Annotated in this window: 22 protein-coding genes; 6 read left to right on the top strand and 16 right to left on the bottom strand. The window is 67.9% G+C overall.

What is annotated here, in order from left to right; all coding sequences use genetic code 11:
• The first annotated feature begins 59 nt into the window (after positions 1-59).
• Positions 60-1,097, top strand: coding sequence for a sigma-54-dependent Fis family transcriptional regulator (locus DIE04_RS01380; RefSeq protein ID WP_124519903.1), 1,038 nt, complete (start codon positions 60-62; stop codon positions 1,095-1,097).
• A 44-nt stretch (positions 1,098-1,141) separates the two neighbouring features.
• Here the strand turns inward: DIE04_RS01380 and DIE04_RS01375 are convergent, their stop codons facing one another.
• Positions 1,142-2,941, bottom strand: a complete 1,800-nt coding sequence (locus DIE04_RS01375) for a methyl-accepting chemotaxis protein (protein WP_124484850.1) — start codon at positions 2,939-2,941, stop codon at positions 1,142-1,144.
• Between the two features lie 238 nt (positions 2,942-3,179).
• Positions 3,180-3,434, bottom strand: a complete 255-nt coding sequence (locus DIE04_RS01370; protein WP_124484851.1) for a DUF3562 domain-containing protein — start codon at positions 3,432-3,434, stop codon at positions 3,180-3,182.
• Between the two features lie 614 nt (positions 3,435-4,048).
• On the opposite strand from DIE04_RS01370, the gene DIE04_RS29625 reads away from it, so the two are divergent.
• Complete coding sequence (locus DIE04_RS29625) at positions 4,049-4,459, top strand: hypothetical protein (RefSeq protein ID WP_185500291.1); 411 nt, start codon at positions 4,049-4,051, stop codon at positions 4,457-4,459.
• Positions 4,460-4,991: 532 nt separating this feature from the next.
• Here DIE04_RS29625 and DIE04_RS01365 read toward each other — a convergent pair.
• The 6 genes from DIE04_RS01365 to DIE04_RS01335 form a co-directional block, all read right to left on the bottom strand.
• On the bottom strand, positions 4,992-5,927 hold the full coding sequence (locus DIE04_RS01365) for a universal stress protein (protein WP_124519574.1): 936 nt from the start codon (positions 5,925-5,927) through the stop codon (positions 4,992-4,994).
• Between the two features lie 259 nt (positions 5,928-6,186).
• Positions 6,187-7,569 (bottom strand): amino acid permease, encoded by a 1,383-nt coding sequence (locus DIE04_RS01360; RefSeq protein WP_124519477.1) that lies wholly within the window; start codon positions 7,567-7,569, stop codon positions 6,187-6,189.
• 654 nt (positions 7,570-8,223) lie between these two features.
• The gene (locus tag DIE04_RS01350; protein WP_124519576.1) at positions 8,224-9,426 is read right to left on the bottom strand and encodes an MFS transporter; all 1,203 of its coding nucleotides are present in this window, start codon (positions 9,424-9,426) and stop codon (positions 8,224-8,226) included.
• 141 nt (positions 9,427-9,567) lie between these two features.
• On the bottom strand, positions 9,568-10,593 hold the full coding sequence (locus DIE04_RS01345; protein ID WP_124519578.1) for a DedA family protein/thiosulfate sulfurtransferase GlpE: 1,026 nt from the start codon (positions 10,591-10,593) through the stop codon (positions 9,568-9,570).
• A gap of 188 nt (positions 10,594-10,781) precedes the next feature.
• Positions 10,782-11,288, bottom strand: coding sequence for a cupin domain-containing protein (locus DIE04_RS01340; protein WP_124519580.1), 507 nt, complete (start codon positions 11,286-11,288; stop codon positions 10,782-10,784).
• Positions 11,289-11,576: 288 nt separating this feature from the next.
• Positions 11,577-12,047, bottom strand: coding sequence for a universal stress protein (locus DIE04_RS01335; protein ID WP_124484858.1), 471 nt, complete (start codon positions 12,045-12,047; stop codon positions 11,577-11,579).
• Between the two features lie 390 nt (positions 12,048-12,437).
• Between DIE04_RS01335 and DIE04_RS01330 the strand changes: the two genes are divergently transcribed.
• Positions 12,438-14,480: a PAS domain S-box protein gene (locus tag DIE04_RS01330; protein ID WP_124519582.1), complete on the top strand. Its 2,043-nt coding sequence runs from the start codon at positions 12,438-12,440 to the stop codon at positions 14,478-14,480.
• The gene (locus tag DIE04_RS01325) at positions 14,477-15,124 is read left to right on the top strand and encodes a response regulator transcription factor (RefSeq protein WP_124484860.1); all 648 of its coding nucleotides are present in this window, start codon (positions 14,477-14,479) and stop codon (positions 15,122-15,124) included. The genes DIE04_RS01330 and DIE04_RS01325 overlap by 4 nt, the downstream gene beginning before the upstream one ends.
• Positions 15,125-15,193: 69 nt before the next feature.
• On the opposite strand, the gene DIE04_RS01320 is transcribed toward DIE04_RS01325, so the two are convergent.
• The 8 genes from DIE04_RS01320 to DIE04_RS01285 all read right to left on the bottom strand — a co-directional run bounded on the left by DIE04_RS01320 (position 15,194) and on the right by DIE04_RS01285 (position 24,109).
• A complete protein-coding gene (locus tag DIE04_RS01320; RefSeq protein ID WP_124484861.1) occupies positions 15,194-15,598 on the bottom strand; it encodes a lysozyme inhibitor LprI family protein in 405 nt (134 codons plus the stop codon).
• A 218-nt stretch (positions 15,599-15,816) separates the two neighbouring features.
• Positions 15,817-16,527 carry a hypothetical protein gene (locus DIE04_RS01315; RefSeq protein ID WP_124519584.1) on the bottom strand — a complete coding sequence of 237 codons (711 nt, stop codon included), beginning with the start codon at positions 16,525-16,527 and terminating at the stop codon, positions 15,817-15,819.
• Between the two features lie 217 nt (positions 16,528-16,744).
• Positions 16,745-17,074 carry a DUF4148 domain-containing protein gene (locus tag DIE04_RS01310; RefSeq protein WP_124484862.1) on the bottom strand — a complete coding sequence of 110 codons (330 nt, stop codon included), beginning with the start codon at positions 17,072-17,074 and terminating at the stop codon, positions 16,745-16,747.
• Positions 17,075-17,369: 295 nt separating this feature from the next.
• On the bottom strand, positions 17,370-18,245 hold the full coding sequence (locus DIE04_RS01305) for a PilZ domain-containing protein (RefSeq protein WP_124519585.1): 876 nt from the start codon (positions 18,243-18,245) through the stop codon (positions 17,370-17,372).
• A gap of 78 nt (positions 18,246-18,323) precedes the next feature.
• Positions 18,324-20,864 carry a penicillin-binding protein 1A gene (locus tag DIE04_RS01300; protein WP_185500284.1) on the bottom strand — a complete coding sequence of 847 codons (2,541 nt, stop codon included), beginning with the start codon at positions 20,862-20,864 and terminating at the stop codon, positions 18,324-18,326.
• Positions 20,865-21,060: 196 nt separating this feature from the next.
• Entirely contained in the window at positions 21,061-22,068 is a 1,008-nt protein-coding gene (gene lhpH, locus DIE04_RS01295) for a trans-3-hydroxy-L-proline dehydratase (protein ID WP_124484865.1), read from the bottom strand.
• 60 nt (positions 22,069-22,128) lie between these two features.
• Positions 22,129-23,250, bottom strand: coding sequence for a branched-chain amino acid ABC transporter substrate-binding protein (locus DIE04_RS01290; protein ID WP_124519484.1), 1,122 nt, complete (start codon positions 23,248-23,250; stop codon positions 22,129-22,131).
• A gap of 121 nt (positions 23,251-23,371) precedes the next feature.
• The gene (locus DIE04_RS01285; RefSeq protein WP_124484867.1) at positions 23,372-24,109 is read right to left on the bottom strand and encodes a FadR/GntR family transcriptional regulator; all 738 of its coding nucleotides are present in this window, start codon (positions 24,107-24,109) and stop codon (positions 23,372-23,374) included.
• 262 nt (positions 24,110-24,371) lie between these two features.
• Between DIE04_RS01285 and lhpI the strand changes: the two genes are divergently transcribed.
• Positions 24,372-25,307 (top strand): bifunctional Delta(1)-pyrroline-2-carboxylate/Delta(1)-piperideine-2-carboxylate reductase, encoded by a 936-nt coding sequence (gene lhpI, locus DIE04_RS01280; protein WP_124519589.1) that lies wholly within the window; start codon positions 24,372-24,374, stop codon positions 25,305-25,307.
• A gap of 184 nt (positions 25,308-25,491) precedes the next feature.
• Positions 25,492-25,899, top strand: coding sequence for a response regulator transcription factor (locus DIE04_RS01275; RefSeq protein WP_124484869.1), 408 nt, complete (start codon positions 25,492-25,494; stop codon positions 25,897-25,899).

The raw sequence follows: 25,899 nt of genomic DNA, 5'->3' as shown, positions 1-25,899 counted from the left end.
CCCGCACCGGACATTGTAAATTTCTAAATCGCGGCACCTTCCGTGCGGTTTCGCTGTCGATGATAGATATTGCAATGAAGGGAACGTGCGGTGCCGATTTTCAAAACGGGCCGCCGACGCTTATGGCTGAATCCGCAAACCGTCCGAAGCAAGGCGCCGACGCGCGCCGGCTGTCCGGCCGCTCCGCGGCGATGCGCACGCTGCTCGGCCGTATCGAGAAAATCGCTCCGACCCGCGCGAGCGTGATGATTGCCGGCGAAAGCGGGGTCGGCAAGGATATCGTCGCGCGCCGGCTGCACGACCTCAGCGGGCGACGCGACGGGCCGTTCGTGCCCGTCAACTGCGGCGCGATTCCGGCGGACATCGCCGAAGCGCAATTGTTCGGTCACGAAAAAGGCAGCTTCACCGGCGCGATCGCGCAACGGGAGGGGTTTTTCGAAGCCGCGTGCGGCGGCACGCTGCTGCTCGACGAGATCGCGGAGATGCCCGCGGCGCTGCAGGTGAAGCTGCTGCGGGCGCTCGAATCGAACACGATCATTCGGGTCGGCGGCACCGATTCGATTCCGCTCGACGTGCGCATCCTGTCGGCGACCCGCCACAATCCGGCCGATGCCGTGCGCGACGGCCGGCTGCGCGAGGACCTGTTCTACCGTCTCGCCGCGTTCGCGCTGTATGTGCCGCCGCTGCGCCAGCGCAGCGGCGACGTCGAGGCGATCGCGCATGAGTTCGTCGATGCGCTCAACGCGCGGCACCGCTCGCACAAGCGGCTGACCGACGCGGCGATCGCCGCGCTGCGCGCCTATTCGTGGCCGGGCAACGTGCGCGAGCTGCACAACACGATCGAGCGCGCGTACATCCTCGCGGACGACGGCATCGACGTCGCGTTGCCGAGGCCGGCAGCGCCGCCCGCCCACACGTCGGACGACGCGATGGCGCTGCCACTCGGCGCGACGCTGCACCATGCGCAGCAACGTTTCATCGCGGCGACGCTTCAGCACTTCGACGGCAACAAGCCGCAAGCCGCGAAAGCGCTCGGCATCAGCCTGAAGACGCTCTACAACCGGCTCGCGCTGATGCGCGACGACGGCCGCGCCTGAGCGCCGCCGCGCGCCGCGGCGCGCCCTGCGTCAACCGGCGCAGGTCATGCGACCTTGAACTGCCCGACCGTCGTCGCGAGCGCGTTCGCCTGCGTCTGCAGCGCGGTCGCGGCCGCGGTCGACTGTTCGACGAGCGCCGCGTTCTGCTGCACCATTTCGTCGAGCTGGGTGACCGCGCGGTTCACTTCCTGGATGCCGCGCGTCTGCTCGTTCGCCGCGTGCGTGATCTCGGAGATGATCGTCGTCACGTTGGCGACGTTCGACACGATCTCGCGCATCGTCTCGCCGGCCTGGCGCACCTGCCCCGACCCGGCCGACACGCTCGCCACCGTCGATTCGACCAGCACCTTCACCTCGCGCGCGGCCTGCGCGCTGCGTTGCGCGAGACTGCGCACTTCCTGCGCGACGACCGCGAAACCGCGGCCCTGCTCGCCGGCACGCGCCGCTTCGACGGCCGCGTTCAGCGCGAGGATGTTGGTCTGGAACGCGATCCCGTCGATCACGCCGATGATGTCGCCGATCCGGCCCGACGCTTCCTCGATCTTCTCCATCGTCGACACGACGTCCGATACGACCACGCCGCCGTGCGACGCGATCCGCGACGCCGCGGCCGCGCGTTCATCGGCCTGGCCGGCAGCGGCCGCCGACTGGCCGACCGTCGCGGTGATTTCTTCCATCGACGCGGCCGTTTCCTCGAGGCTCGCCGCCGCCGATTCGGTGCGCGACGACAGGTCCTGGTTGCCCGCGGCGATTTCGTTCGCGGCCGTGCGCACCGATTCGCTCGCGTCGCGGATCTGTCGCATCACGTCGTTCAGCTTGTCGACGAAGCTGTTGAACGAGCGCGCGATATCGGCCACCTCGTCGCGGCCGTCGGCCGGCAGGCGCTGCGTCAGGTCGCCCGTGCCCGAGCCGATCGACGCCATCGCCTGACGCACCTGAGACAGGCGGCGGAACGCGGTCGTCGTGATCGCGCCGACGATCAGCGACGCGACGCCGACGATCACCACCAGCGTGATCAGCGACGCGGTCAGCAGCGAGCGCATCCCGGCCGTCGCTTCCGATTTGTCGAGCAGGACCAGCGCGTACCAGTCGGTGCCCGGCACGGCTTGCGCGCGCACCAGCTTCGCGTCGCCGCCGACGTGCACTTCGACCGGCGCGCTCGACGCCGCCAGCGTCGCGGCGCCGATGCCGCCGAGGTCGGGCGACACGTCGGCGACCGGCTTCAGCGTGAGCTTCGCGTCAGGATGCGCGACGACGTGGCCGCTGCTGTCGATCAACATCCCGAAACTCGCGGGCGTCGGGTGGATCGACTTCACGTTCGCGATCACGCTGTCCATCGCGACGTCGGCGGCGACGACGCCCTTCAGCGCACCGTCGCGCAGGATCGGCACCGCGAACGTGACGACCAGGTTGCCGGTGCCCGCATCGACGTACGGCGGCGTGACGACCGGCTTGCCGGCCTGGGCGGCCTGCTTGTACCACGGACGGCCGGTCGGGTCGTAGTCGGGCGGGATGCCGGTCGGGTCGGAGAAATGGAACACCTTGTCGGCATAGCCCGCGTAGACGTTCGTGAAGCCGCCCGCCGCGGCCATCTGCTTGAACACCGGCAGCGGATCGGGCGACAGCGCGGCGTCCTGCAACGACGCGATCATCCGGCTTTTCGTCGCGACCCAGTCGCCGATGCCGACCACGTGGCCGCTCGCGACGGAGGTCAGGTTGCGGTCTATCGCGTCGTTGTTGTACGCGCGTGCGATGAAGTAATTGATCAGCGTGGTGGCGACGAGCGCGAACACGACGATGGCGACGCACGCGGCAAGGATGCGGGTGCGGATGGACGAGAACATGGCAACGACTCGGTAAGGGAGCGCGAACGCCCGGTGGACGAATTCACCGGGTAAACGGCATCCGCGCCGCTTACTTGAGGCCGTTGTGTCGATTCGGTCAAATATATGAAGAAAGGCGCGACCGGCAGGCAGGCGCGTTGTCGGTATGCAGGCGTGCAGCGGTGCCGGAGGCGCGCGCGGCGCTCAGGGGCCTTCCGCTGTCATGAGGCACCGCGGCGCCGGTCGCGCCGATCGTCCCTTACAGACGGCGGCCGGTACGCGTATCCGGCTCGTCGCGCGGCGTACTGGCCGGCGTGTCGCGCTCGAGTTCGTCCTGCCTGCGCATCCGTTCGCGCAGGTGGCGGATCGCGAACACGTGGATGTAATCGTGCACGCGGGCATCGGACGACAACGCTCGCACTTCATCGTCGAGCATCGTGCGCAACTGATCGGCGCCGATCGCGCGCTCTGCGGCGACGGCCTTCAAGGCATCAAGCAAATTGTCCTGTGACATCGACGGGCTCCTGACGGTCGAGGAACGAAAGGAAAACATGACGCTATCGGAAGATTAAAGGCTGGACAGCCGCCCGGCGTACGATGCGCCGAAGCGTGGTTGCGCGCGATCAACGGCACCTTGCGTGCCGCCGCGCCGATCCGTCGCCGGACCGGCTCGCGCGCAGGATTCGCGGCGCCCAGGGCCCGCGAACGACTGGAAGGATTGCCACGCCACCCCGAGGCGCGGCACCGCGCGATCGCTCGGACGATGAACCGTCGCGCGATGCCGATGCAGTGTGGGACCTTAGACCCGCGAAAGTCCTGCGTCAAGCGACGCGCGACGGCCGCGATTCGTCTGTTCGAATGCACCGGATCGGGGCGCCGCACATCGGGGGCGCCGCACATCGCGCCTGCCCGCCTGCCCGCCTCGCGCCGCAGCGGCCGCTCGCCGGTCCGACGTGTCAGCGGATTCCGATACCTCGCACGCAACGTCTGACAGCGACTTCAGCACGCACCGATTGGCAGCGCGGTCTCCGCGGCGGATACTGATGTCATGAACGATGCGTTCATACCCGGTCATCGCTCAGCCGGCCCTCGAGCCGGCACGCGGGGTCGGGCGCAGGGAGACCCATCATGATTCATCGCAACTTCCCGGCGCGGGACGGACAGCGGCGCACGCGCATGCTGGCCGCGACCGCCGTGCCGGCAGCAATCCGGCCGCCCGAAGATCTCGACGCGTTGCTCGCACTCGCGCGCGAATCGGGCTTGCTCATCACGCTCGACGGGCAGATCGGCCGCGAAAAGTACCAGAGCGTCGCGGGATCGGTGCTCGCGCTGCAGCGGTTCGCCGCGGCTCTCCGCGCGCGGGCCGGTGCCGGCGCAACGGTCGTCGTGAGGCCGCGCCGCAAGACGCGCCCCGGCTGGCCGCGGCTGCGCGATCGCACGCCGGGCGGACGAGGCCGACTGCATGGCGTGCGTCGCGGTGCACGCGTATGCCGCGACGCGCACCGCCCGCGCGACCTGCGAGCGCCTCGCTCCGCGTAAAGGCCTGGACGCGGGGCCTGAACGCAGCGCCTTTACGCAGCCGACGCCGCACGCGGCCGCGTGAAGGCCGCGGCACCGCGCCGGGCGCGCAGCGCATGCCGCGATCCACACCGAATCCGCGATCGCGCGATCGCGTGGCATCACGCGCCGTTCCACACGGCGACATCGACGAAAACAATACCTGCGAGGAAAAGAGTCAGCACGGGGCCAGGAAAGCGGACGGGGTGCAATGCACCCCGTCCGTTATCCAAGGCAGCCGCCGGCTGCCTACCCTCGTGCCAGAGAGTTCGTGATCGGCCGATGCGCGATGCGCTGCGCGGCACGGCTCCGGAAATCGGCTGAATCGCAACGGCGTCGGACATGCGCCGGTTCGCGCGGTTCCGGACCGACGTGTCGAATCGCGGCGTCGGGTACGGACGACGGACCATCCGCCGCATGCACACGCACCTCGTGCGACTATCTCATGCAAAACGCGCGACGTTTCTGATGCAGGTCAATGAAAGTCCGCTTCGCATTCGTCGCAGCGCAATCCTCACGCGGCCTCGCGCACGAGCAGCACCGGCACCTGCGCGAGATGCGCGACCCGGCGCGCCACGCTGCCGATCAGCCAGGCCGCGATGCCGCGCCGGCCGTGCGTGCCGACCACCAGCAGTTCCGCATGCCAGTGCACCGCGTCGCGCATCAGCGCATGGGCGACGTCGTCGCTGGTCGGACGGGTTTCGACGATGCCGCGCTTGGTCGGGTTCCCCGTTGCATGGAACAGCGGACCGATCCGCGCCAGCGCATCCTCGCCCTCCGCGCGATACGCATCCTCGAGCGCGCGCACCGGCACGAGATCCGTCAGACGCACCGCGCGATCGACGACATAGGCCGCGTACAGCAGCGTCGTCGGCACCGCGAAGCCGAGCCCGACGCGCACCGCGTGCAGCGACGGCTCGCTGCCGTCAACGGCGAACATCAGGCGCTGCAGCGGCCCGTCCGACGGCCGCACATAGTCGGCGGGCACGATCAGCAGCGCGCAGCGCGCGCGCGCGGCCAGCGTGTCGGACACCGCCCCCTCGACGAGCCGCAGCAGCCCATGGTGCGGATTGGCGCCGACCACGAGCACGTCGGCGTGCCATGCCGACGTGTCGTTCGCGAGCGCATCGGCCACCGTGCCGCCCGTGAGCGACGTATCGATGATCATCTGCTCGATCCCCACGCCGCTGCCGGCGAACAGTTCCGCGATGCGTTCGAGCGTCGCCTGAGCTTCACGCGTCATCTCCTCGCGCGCGGAGGTCAGCAGCGCGTCGACGCGCGGGATGTCGGGCAGCACGAGACGCGGATTGTCGATCGCGCAGACGATGCGCACCTGCATGCCGGGACGCAGCAGCGTGCGCGTGTAGCGCGCGGCGGACAGCGACTCCGGCGTCAGATCGACGGCCAGCGAGATCCGCGCGAGCGGCGGGATGGTCGGGGTGGACTGCATGGCGAAAGCCTCCTTGCGGACGCGTCGTCGCGAACGACGACCGGAGCTTCGCGCGGGCAGCGGCGAACGACGAACGGCGGACGGACGGCCGACGCGGTCGCGCGGATCGGCGGACGGCCACGCGAAGCGCGGACAAGCGATTCAGACAGCATATGTCGTCCGGCCCGCACGTGCATGATCGCGATCAATACCCGTGCGGGCCGCGATGCGCCGCGCACGCCTGTGCGGCGCGCGGCGCGGCGACTTTCGGCCGCTTGGCTTACGACTTCGTCGACGCGGGCGCGCTCGCCCGGTTCGCATGGAACACCGCGTATGCGATGCCGAGCAGCACGATCCAGACCGGGCCGATCACGAGCGCGACGCGCGTATCCGGCGAGAACGCCATCAGCACGACGACCAGCGCGAGAAACCCGAGTGCGACGAACGAGCCGAGCGGATAGAACGGCACGCGGATCGGCAGGCGCGCGATCCTGTCGGCCGACAGCGTGCGGCGAAAGCGCATCTGCGCGATCAGGATCACGCACCACGTCCAGATCGCACCGAACGTCGACACCGACGTCAGCCACGTGAACACGTGCTGCGGCGCGAGATAGTTGAGCAGCACGCCGATCAGCAGCAGCGCGACCGACACGGCTACGCCGTACACCGGCACGCCGTTGCGATTCACGCGGCCGAGCATGGCCGGCGCCTGGCCCTGCTGCGCGAGGTTGTAGAGCATCCGCGCCGTGCTGAACAGGCCGCTGTTGCACGACGACAGCGCCGCGGTCAACACGACGAAGTTGATGATGCCGGCGGCGGCCGGGATCCCGAGCCGCGAGAACGTCATCACGAACGGGCTGCCCTGCGTGCCGATCTGGTCCCACGGATAGAGCGACATGATCACGAACAGCGCGCCGATGTAGAAGATCAGCACGCGCCAGAACACCGAGTTCACCGCCTTCGTCAGCGACTTCTCCGGATTGCGCGCCTCGCCGGCCGTGAGGCCGAGCATCTCGACGCCGAGATACGCGAACATCACGATCGGCAGCGCGCCGATCACGCCGTCGATGCCGTTCGGCATGAAGCCGCCGTGGGCCCACAGGTTCGAGATGCCCGTCGCGACGCCGCCGTTACCGATGCCGAACGCGATCATGAGGCCGCCGCCGACGATCATCAGCACGATCGTGACGATCTTGATCAGCGCGAACCAGAACTCGAATTCGCCGTACAGCTTGACCGCGATGAAGTTCACCGCGCCCATCGCCGTGAGCGCCGCGAGCGCCCAGATCCAGTTCGGCACGCCGGGGAACCACATGTGCATGTAGACGCCCACCGCGGTGATTTCCGCCATGCAGGTGACGATCCACACGAACCAGTAGGTCCAGCCGGTCAGGTAGCCCGCGAGCGGGCCGAGGTAGTCGCGCGCATAGCGGCTGAAGGCGCCGGCGACCGGATTGGTGATCGCCATTTCGCCGAGCGCGCGCATGATCAGGAAAATCGCGATGCCGCCCAGCAGGTAGGTCAGCAGGATGGCCGGGCCGGCCGTGCGGATCGCGGCGGCCGAGCCGAGGAACAGGCCGACGCCGATCGTCGCGCCGAGCGCCATCAGGTTGATGTGCCGCTCTTCCAGCCCGCGGTGCAGCTGGTCTTCTGGTTGTTTCAAGTCCGTCTCCTGGCAGCCGCGAACGGGCCGCCGTCATTGTCGATGTCAATGCGCGACCGTTCATGCCGATACCGGCAAACCGAAAACGAAAAATCCCCGCCGCCGTTTTCCGGATGAAAAACGCTGCGGATACTGCGTCACTCCGATTGGAATTACCGTTGATTATCGGTATTTTCCGGAACAATCCGGAAAAACGGATCTGGCCTTTCACGGAATACGCCCGTGCGGCCCGCGCGACAAGGCTGTGCGCGTGGCGGGCGGCAATGGGATCAATCGCTTTCGGCGCGAACGAACGCGCGTCGAATGTGCGCAATCAAGCGCACGCAATATGCAGGCGGGATTATAAGAATAATCGGATGTTTCGCGCCAGCCGATTTTCCCGGAAACGGGAAGCGTGAGATCGGAGGCGAAATCGGCACGTGCGCGGCATCCCGCGCACGATTTACTTCGATAACGGCCGGACTGTCGACCCTGTCGATACCCGTCAGGCTCGATCCGGTCGATGCAGCGAGATTACGATCGCCCCGCATCCGGGTTCGAGCGCCTGCCCCGCCCCGGTCACGATCACGTCCGGGAATGCAGCGACTTCATCTCGCACCACGCCGAACACCGGTTTCGCGTCGCCAGCGCCGTATTCCTTGCGGTACCGCCGCGTCAGTCCGAAACGCGCGCAGTCGCTCGCGGCCGGCCGGCGCCAACGGCAATGACCACGCCACCCAGTATCGCCATGCCGATCGAGGTCAGCGTCACGACGAGCGCAACGCGCCCGTGACCGGAAAAGAGCCCCACAAGCAGCCCGGCAAGCGGCTGCGTCGCGTTATTCAGCAGGACGATGACGCCCGTCGTCTTGCCATAGTCCCGAGGGGGAATGATGGCCTGCCGGGCGCTGCGTATGTACACGTTGAACATCTTGTCGAAACCGATGACCAAAAGGAAACCGGCGACGTACATCGCAATCGAACCGGCCATGCCCATCGCGAGGCCGCCAGCCGCGATCGCGACGAATGCGACGATGCCGAGCCGCTCGCGCGCCACCTCGATACGCGCGACGAACAGCAGGACCGCGACTGTCGCGACGGCACCCGTGACCTGCAGTCCGGCATAGAAACCGCCGGACTGCCGAAACGCACCGGTGACCATCGCAGCCGACGTCGCAAGTGTCGTCCCGATCACGAGGTTTTCCGCCGCTGCGAGCAGGATCAGCCGCAACAGCCCCGGCAGCGTGACGACATGCTTCAGCGCCACACCGAACGGTGCATACCACGGCCCCACCGGGTGTTCCGGAGGCGCAACGCGTGCCGTGCTGGTCCGTTGCCAGACGAATGCCAGCAAATCCGCCGAGACAAACAGCAGCGCCGCGGAAGCGACAGCCCACTCCCAGTCGCGATACCCAAGCAGCGCCGCCGCGACGATCGGTCCAAGCACGACGCCCAACTGATCGGCGAGCTGCGTATAGGACAACACTTTTTCGAAGCGCTGCTGCGGAAAGATCTGCGGCAGCAACACCTCACGAGCGACGAGACCTTGGCTCGTGAGTGCGCCGCATACGGCGGACAATGCGATCAGCCATCCGATTCCGCTCCAGGCGACATAGCCGGCGATGCCGATCACGCAAGCGACGGCCCGGCTGGTCTGGCTCGCTCGCAGCACGCGGATCGGTGACACACGGTCGCTCAGTGCGCCACAGACCGGAAAGGCGATGAATCGCGGGAACGCCTCGACGAAAAAGGCGAGCCCGGACCACGTCGCTTTCCGAGTGACCTGAAAGACGACGAGCGGCACCAGAAAGAGCAGCATCTGGTCTGCGAGCCGCGACAAAAAGAAAGAACCCAGAAAGGCCGGCTGATCGACGCGCATCCCGCGTATGCCCCTGCAGATTTATTCCACCTTCACGACGTGTTGGCAAAGGGACTGATCCGCTTGGGCTGTTCGGGACCACACACGAATTGGGTGCACGCTTCGGACACTTTCCGTCATGAACGGAATCCCGCGCACGACTCACTTCGACAACGTCGCGCGCACCGTATATTCGCCTGCGAGCGCCGCATGTTCCGGCCGCACGAAATACCTCGATGAATCGAGATCGGCCGGCAGCGGCTCGACCGGATAGCCGTGCTTCTCCCACGCGTCGAGGCCGCCCTTCAGCGCCTTGATGTTGTGCAGCATCTTCTTGCGCTGCATCTTCGCGATCAGGCGCTTCGCGGTCGCCTCGTTCGGGCACACGCAATACACGACGATCGGCCGCTTCAGCAGCTCCGGATCCAGCAGGTCCGGCGAATCGAGATCGACCGGCACCGCACCGGCAATCCGGTACGGCTCGCGTTCGCGAATCGCGCGCGGCCGCGCATCGAAGATCAGCGGCGGCTCGTTCGACGTCATCATCTCGACGAGTTGCGGCGGGGAGATGCGCACTTGCGCGAGGTAGCGGCGGAACTGCACGCGGCGCACCCAGCGGTACAACAGGAACGTGATGAAGATCGCGAGGAACGCGTCGAGGATCGTGCCGCCGCTCGCGCGCACCCACAGCACGAACTGGACGATCTGGTCGTGCACGGCCGCGCCGCCGATGAGCCAGAACGCGGCCCACAGCGACGCGCCGGCCAGATCCCAGAACAGGAACACGCCGACGCCGATCGCGGTCGTGCCGAGCAGCGGCGCCGACACGAGGCCGAGGCCAGGGAGGAATTTGGAGAGGACGAGCAGCGGCGCGCCGTATCTTTCAAATACATTACGCGCGAAGCGCAGCGTCGTGTCGAGCGACAGCGAGAATCGCACGAGCCCGTTCAGCAAGCGCCGGCCGCGCGTGCGGCCCATGAAGAACCACAGCGAATCGGCGAGCATCGCCGCGCCGATCGCCGCCACGAACATGCTCGCCCAGGACGCCTGCCCCATCGCCGCCATCGTACCGCCGAGGATCAGCATCGGCACGGCCGGCACCGGCACGCCGAGCTGCGTGATCAGTACGCTCGCGAACACGGCCCACGGGCCGAGCGACGAGGGAATCGCGATGGGAAAGTGCCACACGGCGGCGCTCCTGGAAGACATGCGGTCCGTGCGACGGGGGCGGCCGTCGATACGGCAAGCAGCGATCGCCGCGGCACCTCCGCGGCCGATCCTGCACCACCGTGCATTCTAAACGGGTTTGGCCGCGGCCGCGCGGAACGGCTGCCGTCGAAGGCGGCTCGGTGCGGCCGGCATGGCCGCCGGCACACTCATGCGTCGGAGCGCTGCGCGAGCCCCGCGACGTATTCCGCATACTCGGGGAATGCGGCGGCCAGCGCCGTCGCGTCCGCGAGTTCGAATTCCGCAAACTCGAACCCCGGCGCAACCGTGCAGCCGACGAGCGCGACGTGCTCCGGCGACGCGCAGCGCGCGCCGAACCAGCGCCCGGCCGGCACGACCGCCTGGAATACGGTGCCCGGGTGCGTGAGCGGGTTGCCGAGCCGGTGGATCGTCAGGCCGTCGCGCTCGTCGAGCACCCACACTTCGAGCGGATCGCCCGCGTAGAAATGCCAGACCTCGTCGGAACGGATCCGGTGCCACGACGAATACGCGCCCTCGCACAACAGGTAATAGATCGCGGTCGACGCCGCACGCGACGCGCCGTCGGCCGGACGCACGACCGTATCGGCCGCGCGGTAGGTTTCTCGGAAATAGCCGCCCTCGGGGTGCGGTTGCAGATCGAACTGTTGAATCACGTCGGCGGCGGAGATCGGCATGGCGGATGACGTCGATGAAGGAGTGAACCGGACACGCAACGCGCGGCCCGTCCGATCGACGATGCGATCGACCGGCGTCGCGTGCCGCTGCGTCGATCGCCGCGGCCATGCACGCGGCGACCGGGTCGCGCGCGGAACGCGGCGCGCGACGATGAAGCGAACGCCGGTCGATGCTGCCAGAAGTGCAGGCCACGATGCAACCGGCGCACCGTCGAACCCACATCACGCCGGCGCCCGCGCGGCAGCCCCTGCCCGCCGCCGCTCACGCGTCGGTGCCGTACCGCCCCGTCACGCGGTCGCCGCCGCGGCCGGCTCGTCGTGCCGCACCAGCAGCACGGGCCGGTCGGCCGCGCGCAGCAGCGATTCCGCGACACTGCCGAGCAGCAGCCGGCGCAGGCCGTGGCGCCCGCTCGTCCCCATCACGATCAGATCCGCGCCGACCTCGGCCGCCGTGCGCATCAGCACTGCGGCAACATCCTCGCCGTACGCGTCGATCGCGCGTACGGTGCCCGCCACTTGCCGCTGCGCGAGCGCCGCTTTCGCGTCGTCGAGCACGGGCGTCGCCGCAGCGGTTGCCGCCGCGTCGCCATCGCGTTCGGCCGCAAATCCCGCATCGACGTCGACGAGCTGCGGCCGGTGCTCGACGACATACGCGCACGTGACCTCGCCGCCGGATGCCGCCGCGATCCGGATTGCCTCGTTCAGCGCGAGACGCGCACTCGGGCTGCCATCGAGCCCGACGAAAATCCGCTTGTACATGGTCCACCCTCCGACCGGGCACCCGTCGCGCATCGCGCATACGGCGTCCCCGTCACCGCAAGCCGGCCCGATGCCGGCTCGCCTGCCGAACAGTCTGCCCCACGTGCCGACGCGCCCGTTGACGCGCGTCAAATGCGGCCGGGACGCCCGCTACACCGCCCGGCTATCTCATTTTTAGCTGACCCTATTACAAAAAACGCGTAAAACGCGCACAATTTCATCTTGAAAATAGACGTCGCACGCGGCCGGTGCGAGTTTTTCCCGGTTTTTCCCGGTTTTGCCGCGCTGCCCGCGTGCCACGGGCGGCCCCGACACCAGAATGGCCATCGAATGACCACCGCCAGTGGAACCCCGTCGCGTGACGCCCGAGGGCCCGCGCGTTTCCAGATCATGTTACGCCAGCCGCTCGCGGCTGGCGTCGTTACGCTGTTCGCCGGCGCGGCGCTGTCGCTCGGCGTCGCGCTGCTCGTGCGCGAGCAGTGGCAAGGCGCCGTCCATACGCGCTTCGAACGCCGCACGACGCACGTGACGGCGATGCTGCGCCACGAGCTGCAAGGCAGCGTCGCCGTGCTCGAAAGCGCGCGCGGCGCATTCGCGCTTGCGCCGCAGATCACCGCCGAGCAATGGCGCCGGTATGCCGACACGCTCGATCTCGACAGCGGGCGCTCGCCGATCCGGCAGCTCGGCTATGCGCCGCTGTCGACCGCGGCGCGCAGCGCCCTCGCCGGCCACGCGCCGATACCAGCCGGCCCGCTCGCGGTGGCCACGCTCGTTGCGCCGGCATCGAGCTCGGCCGGCGTGCGCTTCGGCGCGCCGGACCAGGCTCCGCTGGCGCACGCGCTGCGGACCGGCGATATCGCGCTCGGCATCCATCCGGCCGACAACGATACGTCCCGCGATGCGCGCACCCTCACGCTGTTCGTCCCCGCGACGGCTTCGTCGCGCACGGCCGTCGCCCATGACGCCGGCGCGGACGGCGTGCTGTTCGCGGAAGTGAGCCCGAATCGCCTGGTCGAGCGCGCGCTCGACGCGGAACGCGGGCTCGACCTTCGGATGAGCGCGGGCGACGATCCGCACCCGATCGCGAGCGCCGAGACGACGACCGACGAAGCCTCCGCGTCACCCGACCTGATGCGGCGCACCGACCAGCTGAATTTCGGCGGAACCGTGCTGAAGCTCGCCTATTCCGCGGACGGCCGCCCGAGCGCGACCGGCGCGCAGCGCGCGGCCGGCACGGTGCTCGCCGCGGGGCTGATTGCGTCGTTCGCGTTCGCGGCGCTCGTCCATGCGCTGCTGCGCGGCCGCGCCGGCCACGCCGATACGGGCGCCAGCAGCCGCGGCATCCTGAACGAGGCGCGGATGATGGGCATCATCCGTTCGTCGATGGAAGCGATCATCACGATCGACGAGAAGCAGACGGTGGTGATCTTCAACCCGATGGCCGAACAGGTCTTCGGCGTGTCGGCGATGGAAGCGATCGGCGCGCCGCTGTCGCGCTTCATCCCCGAGCGGTTTCGTGCCGCGCATGCGAAGCACGTCGACCAGTTCGGCGTGACGGGCGTGTCCGAGCGGCAGATGGGCCGCCAGCGCGTGCTGTTCGGGCTGCGCGGCAACGGCGAGGAGTTCCCGATCGAGGCGTCGATCTCGCAGATCCGCGATGCGTCGGGCAAGCTCTATACGGTGATGCTGCGCGACATCACCGAGCGGCAGCGCGCCGAGAATGCGCTGAAGCAGTCGCGCCAGGAACTGCGCGAACTCTCGGCGAACCTGCAGAACGTGCGCGAGGAGGAAAAAACCCGCATCGCGCGCGAACTGCACGACGACCTCGGCCAGCAACTCACCGCGCTGAAGATGGACCTGTCGGTCATCGAGCAGCAACTGCGCACGCCAGAGCATGCGCAACCCGAAGTCGGCGTGCTGTCGCACCTGCAGGGCATGCGCCGGCTGATCGACGCGACCGTCGCGTCGGTGCGGCGCATCGCGGCCGACCTGCGCCCCGTGATGCTCGACGATCTCGGCCTCGTGCCGGCGATCGAGTGGCTCGCGAACGACTTCACGAACCGCTACGGCATCGACGTCGAGCGCCACATCGAAACGGGCGGCCTCACGTTCACCAGCGCGGGGGCGACCACGCTGTTCCGGATCGTCCAGGAAGCGCTGACGAATGTCGCGCGCCATGCGGACGCGACGCGCGTCGCGCTGCGCCTCGACATCGAGGAAGGCTTCTGCGTGCTGCGCGTCGCGGACAACGGCCGCGGCGCGGCACCGGTCGGCACCGCCCATGAGGACAAATCTTTCGGCCTGATCGGCATTCGCGAACGCGCACACATGCTGGGCGGCAGCGTGACGATCGACACCGCGCTCGCGCGCGGCTTCTCGATTACCGTCGCATTCCCGCTCGGTTCCGTACAACAGGAAACCACCCTCACATGATCAAGGTGCTCATCGCCGACGACCATACGCTCGTGCGCGACGGTCTGCGGCACATCCTCCAGAACGCCACCGGATTCGAAGTGGCCGGCGAAGCATGCGACGGAGCGTCGACGATCGCGCTCATCCGGTCGACGCCTGCGCAGGTGCTGGTGCTCGACCTGTCGATGCCGGGCCGCAACGGCGTCGAACTGATCAAGCAGATCAAGGACGAGAAGCCCGCGCTGCGCGTGCTCGTGCTGACCATGCACGCGGAACAGCAATACGCGGTGCGTGCGTTCCGCGCCGGTGCGTCGGGTTATCTGACCAAGGAAAGCGCGAGCGCCGAACTGGTCGGCGCGGTGACCAAGGTGGCGTCGGGCGGCGTCTACGTGAGCCTCGCGATGGCCGAACAGTTCGCGCAGAGCCTGAACGAGCCGGCCGAGACGCTGCCGCACCAGCGGCTGTCCGATCGCGAGTTCGACGTGTTCCGCCGCATCGCCGCCGGGCAGACGCTGACCGAGATCGCGCAGGCGCTGTGCGTCAGCGCGAAGACGGTCAGCACCTACAAGACCCGGATCCTGGAAAAGATGCAGATGCCGCACGAAGCGGCGCTGGTCCGCTACGCGCTGCGGCACAAGCTGCTCGACGAAACGGACGACGTCTAGGCGAACGGGCCGGCGAACCATGACGGCCGAGTGATGTGCGCTAGAAGCTGGCCGGACGTCGCGCAGCCGTTACTTCGCCGGCACCGGGCACGCGAGATCGCCTTCCTCGCAGGACAGATAGCCCTTCAGCGTCTCGGTGCGGGTCTTGGTCAGATCGTCGAGGCACGTCGACACGACCATCGGATAGGCGCTGCCGCCTTCGGCATTCGCGCTGGAGAAGTTGCATTCGGCATCGCGGTAGGCGATCCACGCGCGCTGCGCGTTCACGAGTTTCTCTGCGAGCGGCTTCGCATCGCGCAGGCGCGCGGTGACAGCCTGGTAGGTGCGGTTCAGCTCCGCGTCGGATTTCTTGTACGCGCGATCGGCACATGCCGTCATCGCCGCCTGATCCGTCGCGTCCGCGCAATTCGCCTGTGCGTGGGCAAGGTTCGCCGTCAGCGCCAGCGCGCACAGCAGACCGGTCAAGACACGCATGGATGCTCCTGTTTGTTTTCGTTGAAGTCGTGGAACGTGATGCCGGGTTGGTCGCGCATCGGCCGCTGCGCCACGGCGACACCGATCGCGATGCTAGCGCACGCGCAAACGGTTGTCAGCGGGTGTCGGACTGAAGCGTGGGATTCGTTTGACGGAACGACGGTGCACGCACCGAAATCAATGGTTCAAGCGCCGTTCGGCGGTGCGGACAAAAGCGGTCAGTAACGGTACGCGTAGCCGGTTCCGATGCGTTCCGCCTTCAACGCGCTCACACTACCCGACAGGCCGAGCAGTTTGAGGATCTTTCTGGTGCGACGCCCGCTAATCAATTCGTCCCGGTAGGCCAGCAACACCAGCAGAGCCACAACCAGCGCCGACATTATCAGCACGAACGGCATCAACTCGAAAAACTCGCCCCAAGCGGGCAGTGCGAATGCATAAAGTACGGCTTGTCCAAAAAATAAAAACAAAGTCACCCCGAGGCAAACGTAAAGCATGGACTTGTTGAAAACGGGTTTCAGGCCTTCAGGGCAAGGCGGCCTGAATACGACCAGTCTCGCCTGCGGATTATTGACCGCCATCAGCAATCCGCTTTTATCGAAAACAGCGTCCACATGCCCGCCATTCTCGAACGAGAGAGTGTCGAACCAGCCTTTGAGCGCTCGCCCGCCGACCTCCATCTCGATCCAGTAGCCTTCGGCCGGTTCGGGGCAATTTCGGTCGGAATCGTGCACCGTTGCACTGGCTAGTGCCATACCGCCTTCGCCAATGGACGCAAGCAACACAGGAGCGAGCTCCGTTGCCCTTTCCTCGAACTTGCGCAACTTCGATGGCGAATACTTCTCGATCGAGTAGCGCAAATTTGATACCGTTCCGCTGACCGAATACAAGCGCATCGCTTTCCCGTTGATTGAAGCCGTCTCGTCCATTCCGCAGGAATCTTACTCTACCGATGCAACGTGAAAAGATCCCTGTCAGGCATCGCATTCGACAGGGTTTGGCACGGGACCGACTCCCGCGTCCTCCTGATGATCGAGAGGGGAACGCCGTCGTGCCCCAATGAAAAAAACCCGCCCTCGAGCCGAGTGCGGGTTTTTTTATTGCGGCTTCGCTGGCGGTCGCAAAGGCCGCCGCGGCGCGACAAGCTCAGTGACCGAAGTACACCGACGAACGATCAGCTGCGGCCGGCACGGTCACGCGCTGGCCCGACTGCGACGTCGCCGCCGGGTTCGCGCCGTAGCCCGTTGCATCAGCCTGCGCACCGGTGTTCTGGGCTGCCGCGATCTTCGCCTGTGCGGCCTGGATGTTTTCCGGATAGTTGATCCAGTCGTTCGGGTTGTAGCCGGCCTTTTCCAGCTGGGCCAGTTCGGCACGCACTTGCGCGCGCGTCAGCGGCTGCTGGTTCGATTGAGCGAACGAGACGACCGGTGCGGCCACCAGAGCGGCCAGTGCAACTGCCTTGATCAGCGATTTCATGATGCGTTACCTCCAGATTTGTCTTGTCAGGCGCTTCGGACTGGGTAGTCGTTGCGCATGAGTGAAAGTCTAGGCGGCACGGCTATCAGGGTAAATACTTAAATCGCAAATTCACTGTTGACCGAAACCGTACAATTGCCGCGCATTCGATCGAATCATCAGATGATTATGGCCGCATCCGCAGCCAATAGGCTCTGCGCGCTCTCGCCCGGCTCGCGCGGTGCGGATCGATTCACCGGGCCGTGGACGACCGCCCAGAGGTTGCCACGTTTGCCCCGCTTCTCCGTTCGACACCTCAGCGGACCTGCTCCGCCTCCACCGCCCCCGACGACAGGTCGAACAGCAGCGCCTTGAGGCGCATCCGGTCGGCGGCAGCGACTTCGTCGAACGCCGCGTGGTGAAGCGTCCAGCCCGACCCGGCCGGATCGGCATGCACCGCACGCACCGTCCCGTCGAGCGTCAGCAGCGCGACACGGTCCTCGTCCGCATACGGCAACTGCACGCGCAACGGCTCGCCGGCCGCCGCGAGCGGCCGGTCGAGCGCGATCGACAGTCCGTTCAGGCTGAGATCGCGCACGATCCCGATGCCGTCGGCCTGCGCCGGCCCGCCGGTGCAGCGGGCCGCGATCCGTACCGGCACGCGCGGCTCCGCGCGCGTGCGCAACCGGTCGACGAAGCCCGGCGGCGACAGCACCATGAACGGCGCGGCGCCCGTCGCCTGCACCGCTTCGACCGTCGCACCGAAGCGCGACACGGCCGACCGGCCGATCGCGACCGCCTCGACGTCGTCGCCGCGGGCAAACTCGAGCACGACCGCCGGCTGCGGCTCGACGAACAGCGCGCCCGATGCGCCGACCCCGATCAACCGGCAGCGCTGCAGCACGCGGGTCGCGCCGACCCGCCGCCGGATGCCGATCGCGGCGCCGGCCGACAGCCCCATGCGCGTGGCCGCCGGCACGGTGTCGTGCGCCGGCGCGGCAGGCTCGGCGTCATCGCGCCGGCGCACGGGCCGGAAGTGATCGAACAGGAAGTCATGCTGCGCGGGATCGCGCAGCGTCGTGCCGGCGGGCAGCAGCGCGGCGCCGCCGGCATCGTAGAGATCGAAGCGGAGCGGGACGCCGGCGGAGATGTCATCGCGCGCGAGCGCGACGTGATCGGTGATGAGCCGCATCGGAAAGGCGCGGAGCGACCGCGCGAGCTGTCGTGACAACGTTATTACGGCAGCCTCGCGCGAAATCTGAACGGCTCGTTACTCCGAACCGCTGGTCGCGTCGGGTGAAGCCGGTGTCGGCGCCGGCGTTGCGGAAGGCGCGACGGCCGGGGCGGAGCCGAGGCCGCCACCGGCGTTGCCCGGGCTCGTCGCATTGCCGCCCGCCGCCGCCGGCTGCGCGACCGGCGGTTGCGACGCCGACAACGCAGCGGCCGACGCCGCCACCTCGGACGCGGGCACCCATTCCTCGACGATGCCGCCGGATGCCGCCTCGGGCGCCGACGCGCCGGATGCGGCCGACGCCGCGGCTGCATCCGCCTCCGGCTCGCGCTCGATACGCTGCGTCCTGACGGGCGCCGCCGCCTGCTTCGGCTCGGGCCCGAACCAGCCGTCGACCAGGTCCGTCACCCGTTCACGCACCGAAGCGAACCAGCCGGGCGACGGTTCGGTGTCGAATTTCAGCTTCGTGTCGACGATCCGGGCGCGTTGCGCGCGCTGGAAGAAGTCGCCGACGATCGGCAGCGCGCTGTGCGCGCCTTGCCCCCAGTAGTCGCTGCGCAGCGTCACGCGGCCGTCGTCGAAACCGACCCACGCGCCGGCCACCAGCCCGGGCTGCATCAGGATGAACCAGCCGTCCGCGTTGTCCTGCGTGGTGCCGGTCTTGCCGGCCACGTCGCCGCGAATGCCGAAGCGCGTACGGATGCTGCTGCCGGTGCCGCGCGTCACGACGCCGCGCATCACGTCGAGCAGCGTCTTGTCGGTTTCGGCGTCGAGCGCGCGCTCGGGCGGCGCCGGCGCGTATTCGGCGAGCACCTCGCCCCGGCGGTTCTCGATGCGCGTCACCATTTGCGGCTCGACGTACAGCCCGCCGTTCGCGATCGTCGCGTACGACGCGACCATCTCCTTCAGCGTCACGGGGCTCGTGCCGAGCGCAAGCGACGGCACGCGCTCGAGCGGGCTTTCGCGCACGCCCATGTCGCGCGCGAACCGCGCCACGGCCGCCGGACCGACCTTCTCCATCACCTGCGCGGTGATCCGGTTGCGCGACAGCGCGACCGCGTCGCGCAGCGTCATCGGCTTGCCCGTCGGCGGCGCGTCGTCGCTCGGCCGCCAGATCTCGCCGCCCTTCAGCGGAATCTCGACCGCCTGGTCGATGAAGGTGTCGTCCGGCTTCATCCCGTTCGCGAACGCGACGCCATAGACGAACGGCTTGAAGGTCGAGCCCGGCTGACGCCGCGCCTGCGCGACGTGATCGAACGGCTCGTTCGTGAAGTCGCGGCTGCCGACCCACGCGCGAATCTGCCCGTCGCGCGGATCGATCGCGACGAAGCCGGCCTGCACGTCGGTCTTCGCCTTGCACAGCGCGCGCATGAAGCCGCGGTCGGCGGCGAGCTGCTTCATCGCGGCCGCATCGTTCTTGCCGGCGTCCTGCGCGGCCTTGTATTCGGGCGACTCGCGCATGAAGGTGCGGAACACCTCGTTGTCGGTGCCGCAGCCGTCGCGGCCGCTCCACGCATTGTTCGCGATGCCCTGCAGCTGATTCGCCTGCAGCGTCAGCGCCTGGGTCGCCATCTGCTGCAGACGCGAATCGATCGTGGTGCGCACGATCAGCCCGTCCGAATAGATGTTGTAGTCGTTGCGGTCGGCCCAGCCGATCAGCCATTTGCGCAGTTGCTGCGCGAAGTGCGGCGCGGGCCCCGGCGGCTCCTTCTGGCGCTCGAAGTCGATGCGCAGCGGCCGGCGCTGCAACTGCGCGAACTGCGCCGGCGACAGCTTGCCGTACTTCACCATCTGGCCGAGCACCGTGTTGCGCCGCTGCAGCGCGCGCTCGGGATTCAGCACCGGGTTGTAGTAGCTGTTGCCCTTCAGCATCCCGACGAGCGTCGCGCTGTCGAGCACGTCGAGCTCGTCGGCCGACTTGTCGAAATAGGTGCGCGCGGCCATCTCGACGCCGTACGCGTTGTACAGGAACGGCACCGTGTTCAGGTAGGTCTCGAGGATCTGGTCCTTGCTGTAGACGGCCTCGATCTTCAGCGCGGTGATCGCCTCCTTCATCTTGCGCGTGAGCGTCGGCGCGCGGCCGATCTCGTCCGGATACAGGTTGCGCGCGAGCTGTTGCGTGATCGTCGAGCCGCCCTGGCGGCTGCCCGAGAACGTATGGAGCGCGGCCGACGCCGTGCGCTTCCAGTCGAGACCGTGATGCTCGTAGAAACGATGGTCCTCGGTGGCGATCAGCGCGTCGACCATGTGCGGCGAGATCTGCTTGAGCGACACCCATTCGCGGTTCGACGGCTTGAATTCCGCCAGCACCTTGCCGTCGGCGGACAGCACCTGCGCCGGCTGGTCGACGCGCGCCTTGCGGATGTCGCCGATGCCCGGCGTGAACGGAATCAGCACCAGCACGTACAGCAGGAACAGCGCGGGCACGGCGGCAGCCGCGCGCAGCACGCCGCGGCGCGTCGGATGACGGAGATGGTGCCAGGCGCTGGCCAGGACACGCTTGACGAGCACGGCGGCAGCGGCCGCGACGGGTTGGGCGCGCGCGACCCATTTGGCACTGAGGTCACGCACTGACGACACGTTTCGGCGATTCACGCGGGTGGGGGATCTGCTGGAAAGGCTGCATCGTACCAAAACTCGCGCGGCCCACCGGCCGGCGGCCGTCCCGGGCCTGCGCGAACGGCGTCCGGGCGTGCGTTTTTACAACAAAAAAAGGCGCGCGCCCCGCAACGGGGCCGCGCGCCAAGCCTGGTACAACGGTGCCGTGCGCCGCTGCTCAGCGCACGAGAAAACCGTAGGTCAGCGGATCGCGCTCGTCGACGATCCAGTTCGCGAATCCGCAGATGTGCGCGCTGCCCTCCACTTCCGGGATCACGGCCGGGATGTCGCCGACCGTCGTCTCGCGCAGCACGCGCCCCTTGAACACGGTGCCGACGATCGACTCGTTGACGAGCGTGTCGCCGGCCGCGAGCCGGCCGCGCAGGTACAACTGCGCGACGCGGCCGCCGGTGCCGGAGCCGGTCGGCGAGCGGTCGACCTCGCGATCCGCGAACACGCAGCAATTTGCCTGCGTCGAGCCCGGATGGCGCGGCGCGTTCGCGATGATCGTGCCGTAGATATGGTTGATCTCCGGAATCTCCGGATGCACGACCGGATATTTCGCGTTCGCGGCGGCTTTCACTTCGGCGCCGAAGCGGATCAGCTTCTCCACGGCCGCCTCGCGCACCGGCAGGTCGAACGGCGCGCCGTCGACGTAGAAATAGAACGCGCCGCCATACGCGATGTCGCCGGTCACGGTGCCGAACGACGGCGTGTCGACCGACACGTCGCGCTGCCAGATGAACGACGGCACGTTGACGAAGCGCACCGGCCCCGCGTGCTCGCCGTCCCATTTCACGAACGCCTCGATGAAGCCGCAGGGCGCGTCGATGCCGACGCGCGTCTCCGGCACCGTGCGCTGCACCCAGCCGAGCTCGACCGCGGCGGTCGACAGCGCGATCACGCCGTGCCCGCAATGGTCGCTGTAGCCTTCGTTGTGCACGAAGATCACGCCGAAATCCGCGTTCGGCGACACCGGCTCGGTCAGGTAGCCGCCGTACATGTCGGCGTGGCCGCGCGGCTCGAACATCAGCGCGCGGCGGATCTCGTCCGCGTTCTCCTTGAGCCATGCGCGGCGCTGGACGATCGTGTCGCCGGGCAGGCGCGGCAACCCGCTCGTGACGATGCGGAACGCTTCGCCGCCGGTATGGACTTCGACGGTGGAAAGGGATCGGGAAATTTTCATGAAGATCGAATGCGTGAAGACGAACGACGGCGCACCGGCGCCGTCGTTCCGGTAACGGTTTTACTTCGCGTACGGTTCGGGCAGCCCGTTGCGGATCACGTAGACGCTGGTCGGCGCGCCCTTCAGGTCGCCGTGTTCGTCGAACGAATAGGTGCCCGCGACGCCCGCATAGTTCGACTTCGCCAGCTGCGCGATCAGCTTCGCCTTGTCGGTGGTCGTGCCGGCCTTGACCATCGCGTCGGCGAGCAGCTTCATGCCGTCGTAGTAGTTGACGCCGTAGACCTGCGTATCCGTGTGATAGGTGTCGTGGTACTTCTTCAGGAATTCGCGGCCGGCTGGCGTCTTCTCGAGCGCGACGCCGCCCTGCGCGCAATAGACGATCGACGCGGCCTCGCCCGCGACCTTGCCCATGTCGGCCGAGCAGATGCCGTCGCCGCCGAGCAGCTTCGCGCGCAAGCCGCGCTGCTTCATCTGCTTCGCCATCGGCGCGCCCTGCGCCGCATAGCCGCCGAGGAAGATCACGTCGGGATTGCTGGCCTTGATCTTGGTGAGAATGCCGAGGAAATCGGTGGCCGACGAGTTCGTGTACTCCTGGTCGACGATCTTGATCCCGTTCGCCTTCGCGACGTTCATGAACTGCTCGGCGACGCCCTGCCCGTACGCGGTGCGATCGTCGATGACCGCGGCGGTTTTCGCGTTCAGCGTCTTCGCGGCGAAGGTCGCCATCGTGCCGCCGAGCTGTTCGTCGCTCGCGCCGATCCGGAAGATGTTCTTGAAGCCCTGCCGCGTGAGTGCCGGGTTCGACGCGACCGGCAGCATCGGGACGCCTGCGTTGCTGTACACACGCGATGCCGGGATGGCGACGCCCGAGTTGTACGGCCCGAGCACCGCGACCACGCCCTTGTCGACCAGGTTCTGCGCGACCTGCACGCCCGCTTTCGGGTCGGCCTGGTCGTCGTCCGACACCAGCTTGAACGTGACCGTCTTGCCGGCCACCTTCACGCCCGCCTTGTTGAGCTCGTCGACGGCGAGGCGCGCGCCGTTTTCATTGTCCTTGCCGTTCGCGGCCTGCGGGCCGGTGAGCGGCGCGGAATGGCCGATCATCACGACTTCCTGCGCGTGCGCGGCGCTCAGCGCGCCGGCGGCAACGGCCACCGAGAGCGCGGTAACGAAGTGTCGCATGGTGTCTCCTGATTGGTTTTGTGTGAAACCAATGTAGGACACATGTGGTCACCATGCAAGCAATTTCAAAAAGTTTTTTGCGATTCTGGTCATTTTTTAGACCAGAATAAGGCGGCGCGCATTACTTCGGCGTGATGTCGCGACGCACGCGAAGAATGTGCTGCTCGACATAGAACGCGGCCGCATCGGCGTCGCCGGACACGATCGCCTCGTAGATCAGCCGGTGCTCGGACACGTAGAGCCGGATGCGGCCCGCGTCGTAGATGCCGTCGTCCTTCAGCCGCTTCCACAGCGGCTGGTCCATCGTCTTCGCGACTTCGTCCGCGATCTTCACGATCAGCGCGTCGCCGGTCATCAGCGCGAGCTGCCGGTGGAACAGCCGGTCGCTCTCGTTCCACAGCGCGCGCTGCTGCGGATCGTCGATGTCGGAGACGGTTTCCATCTGTGCGAGATAGCCTTCGGCGACGGGATCGGCGCGACCGTGCGCGGCCGCGAGGCGCGCGATCGCGGGCTCGAGGATGAGCCGCACGTCGAGCGTCGACGTCGGGCTGAAGTCGGCATCGGGCGCGCCTTCCGGGTCGCCGCGCTGCGCGAGTACGTCGAGCGGCGCCGGCACGACGTAGGTGCCCGAATTGCGCTTCGTGAACACGAGCCCTTCGTTCTGCAACGCGCCCAGCGCCTCGCGCACGGCCGGCCGGCCAACCTGGAACAGCGCCGCGAGTTCGCGCTCCGACGGCAGCCTGGAATCGGCCGCGTAGCGCCCCGCGCGAATCTCGTCGCGAATCCTTTCGGCGACCTGTTCGTAGATCTGCAGCGGCCGGAAACCGGCTTCGAGCGATTCGGGACGTGCGGACATCATCTGGGGCTCCTGCCCGGTCGGGTGGGGGATCGGGAATGCGTCGCACTATACCGGAGCGGTACCGGCGCCGGTGCGCGCGACGCCCATCTGGACGGATATTAGAACCAAAATCGGCCGTCCGCTGGCTTTTCCGGCTTGCCCGGTGGCCGGAAACTGGTATAGATTTGATCCAGACCGCCTGCCACCGCGACAGCCGGCCGCCTCCGTGGCGAGCGCGCGATGCGCCCGTCTCCCACGCCCACCGCCCCAACCGACCGACACGATGACCGCCCTCTCCCGGATTCCCTCTTTCGACGCCGCCGAAACGGCCGCGCTGCTCGACTACCCCGCGCTGCTCGCGACGCTCAGGCACACCGTCGACGAATACGCGGCGGGCGAGATCGTCAGTCCCGAACGCCTGGTCGTGCCGCTGCAGGCCGGCGGCGTGATGCTGTCGATGCCGTCGAGCGCGCGCGACCTCGCGAGCCACAAGCTCGTGAACGTGTGCCCCGGCAACGGCGCGCGCGGGCTGCCGACGATCCTCGGGCAGGTGAGCGCATACGATGCGACGACCGGCGAGCTGCGCTTCGTGCTCGACGGCCCGACGGTCACCGGGCGCCGCACGGCGGCCGTTACCGCGCTGGGCATCCAGGCGCTGCACGGCGCCGCGCCGCGTGACATCCTGCTGATCGGCACCGGCAAGCAGGCGGCCAATCACGCGGAAGCGCTCGCGGCGATCTTTCCGGACGCGCGCCTGCACGTGCGCGGCTCGCGCGCCGACAGCGCGGCCGCGTTCTGCGCCGCGCACCGCGCTCAGGCGCCGCAGCTCGCGCCGCTCGACGGTGATGCGATTCCCGATGCGATCGATGTCGTCGTCACGCTGACGACGAGCCGCACGCCCGTCTATCGCGAAGCGGCACGCGAAGGCCGCCTCGTGGTCGGGGTCGGCGCGTTCACCGCGGATGCCGCCGAGATCGACGCCGATACCGTGCGCCACAGCCGGCTCGTCGTCGACGATCCGGCCGGCGCGCGCCACGAGGCCGGCGACCTGATCGTCGCGCAGGTCGACTGGCAGCAGGTCGCGTCGCTCGCCGACGTGCTGCGCGGCGCCTTCGCGCGCGGCGGCCCGCTGCTGTTCAAGACCGTCGGCTGCGCCGCATGGGATCTGGCCGCGTGCCGCACGGCACGCGACGCGCTGGCCGCGCGCCGGCACGGCTGATTCGACGGCGGCGGCGACCGGCAACCTGCCGGTTGCACCACGCACGCCAGCCAGCGCGGCTCGGGCGTCGCCGCCGCCTTCCCGTACGCGTTGTAGGAATCGCCCTACAACACGTCGAAGCGGCCTACACAAACTTCCAGTTCAGCCGATTTCATTTTTGGCGGCGCAACACGATACTGCCGGCATGAATGCCAGCCTGTCACCCGCCGTCGCGCTCAGGGTGTTTCTCGTCGATCACGCCATCGCCGTCCGGCAACGGATCGCGCTGCTCGTCGGCGCGATCCGCGGCGTCGCGGTCGTCGGCGAAGCGGAAGACGGCCAGGACGCGTGGATGCACATCCGCAGCAGCCACGCGGACGTCGTGATCGTCGACCTGCGGCTCGCGGACGGCAGCGGTCTCGACCTGATCGGGATGCTGTCGAAGGCCACGCCGCGCGTCGTGACGATCGTGCTGACGAACCACTCGGCGGCGGCATTCAGAGAGGCATGCGCGGCGGCCGGCGCCGATTATTTCTTCGACAAGACCGCCGAATTCGACGCCGCATGCCGCGTCATCGAATCCCTGGTGCACGCTCGCGCGCACCACCCCTGA

Origin of the sequence: Burkholderia sp. Bp8994 (genome assembly GCF_003853805.1) — a bacterium.
Classification (GTDB): Bacteria; Pseudomonadota; Gammaproteobacteria; order Burkholderiales; family Burkholderiaceae; genus Burkholderia.
This window is presented reverse-complemented; position numbering and strand designations above follow the sequence as displayed.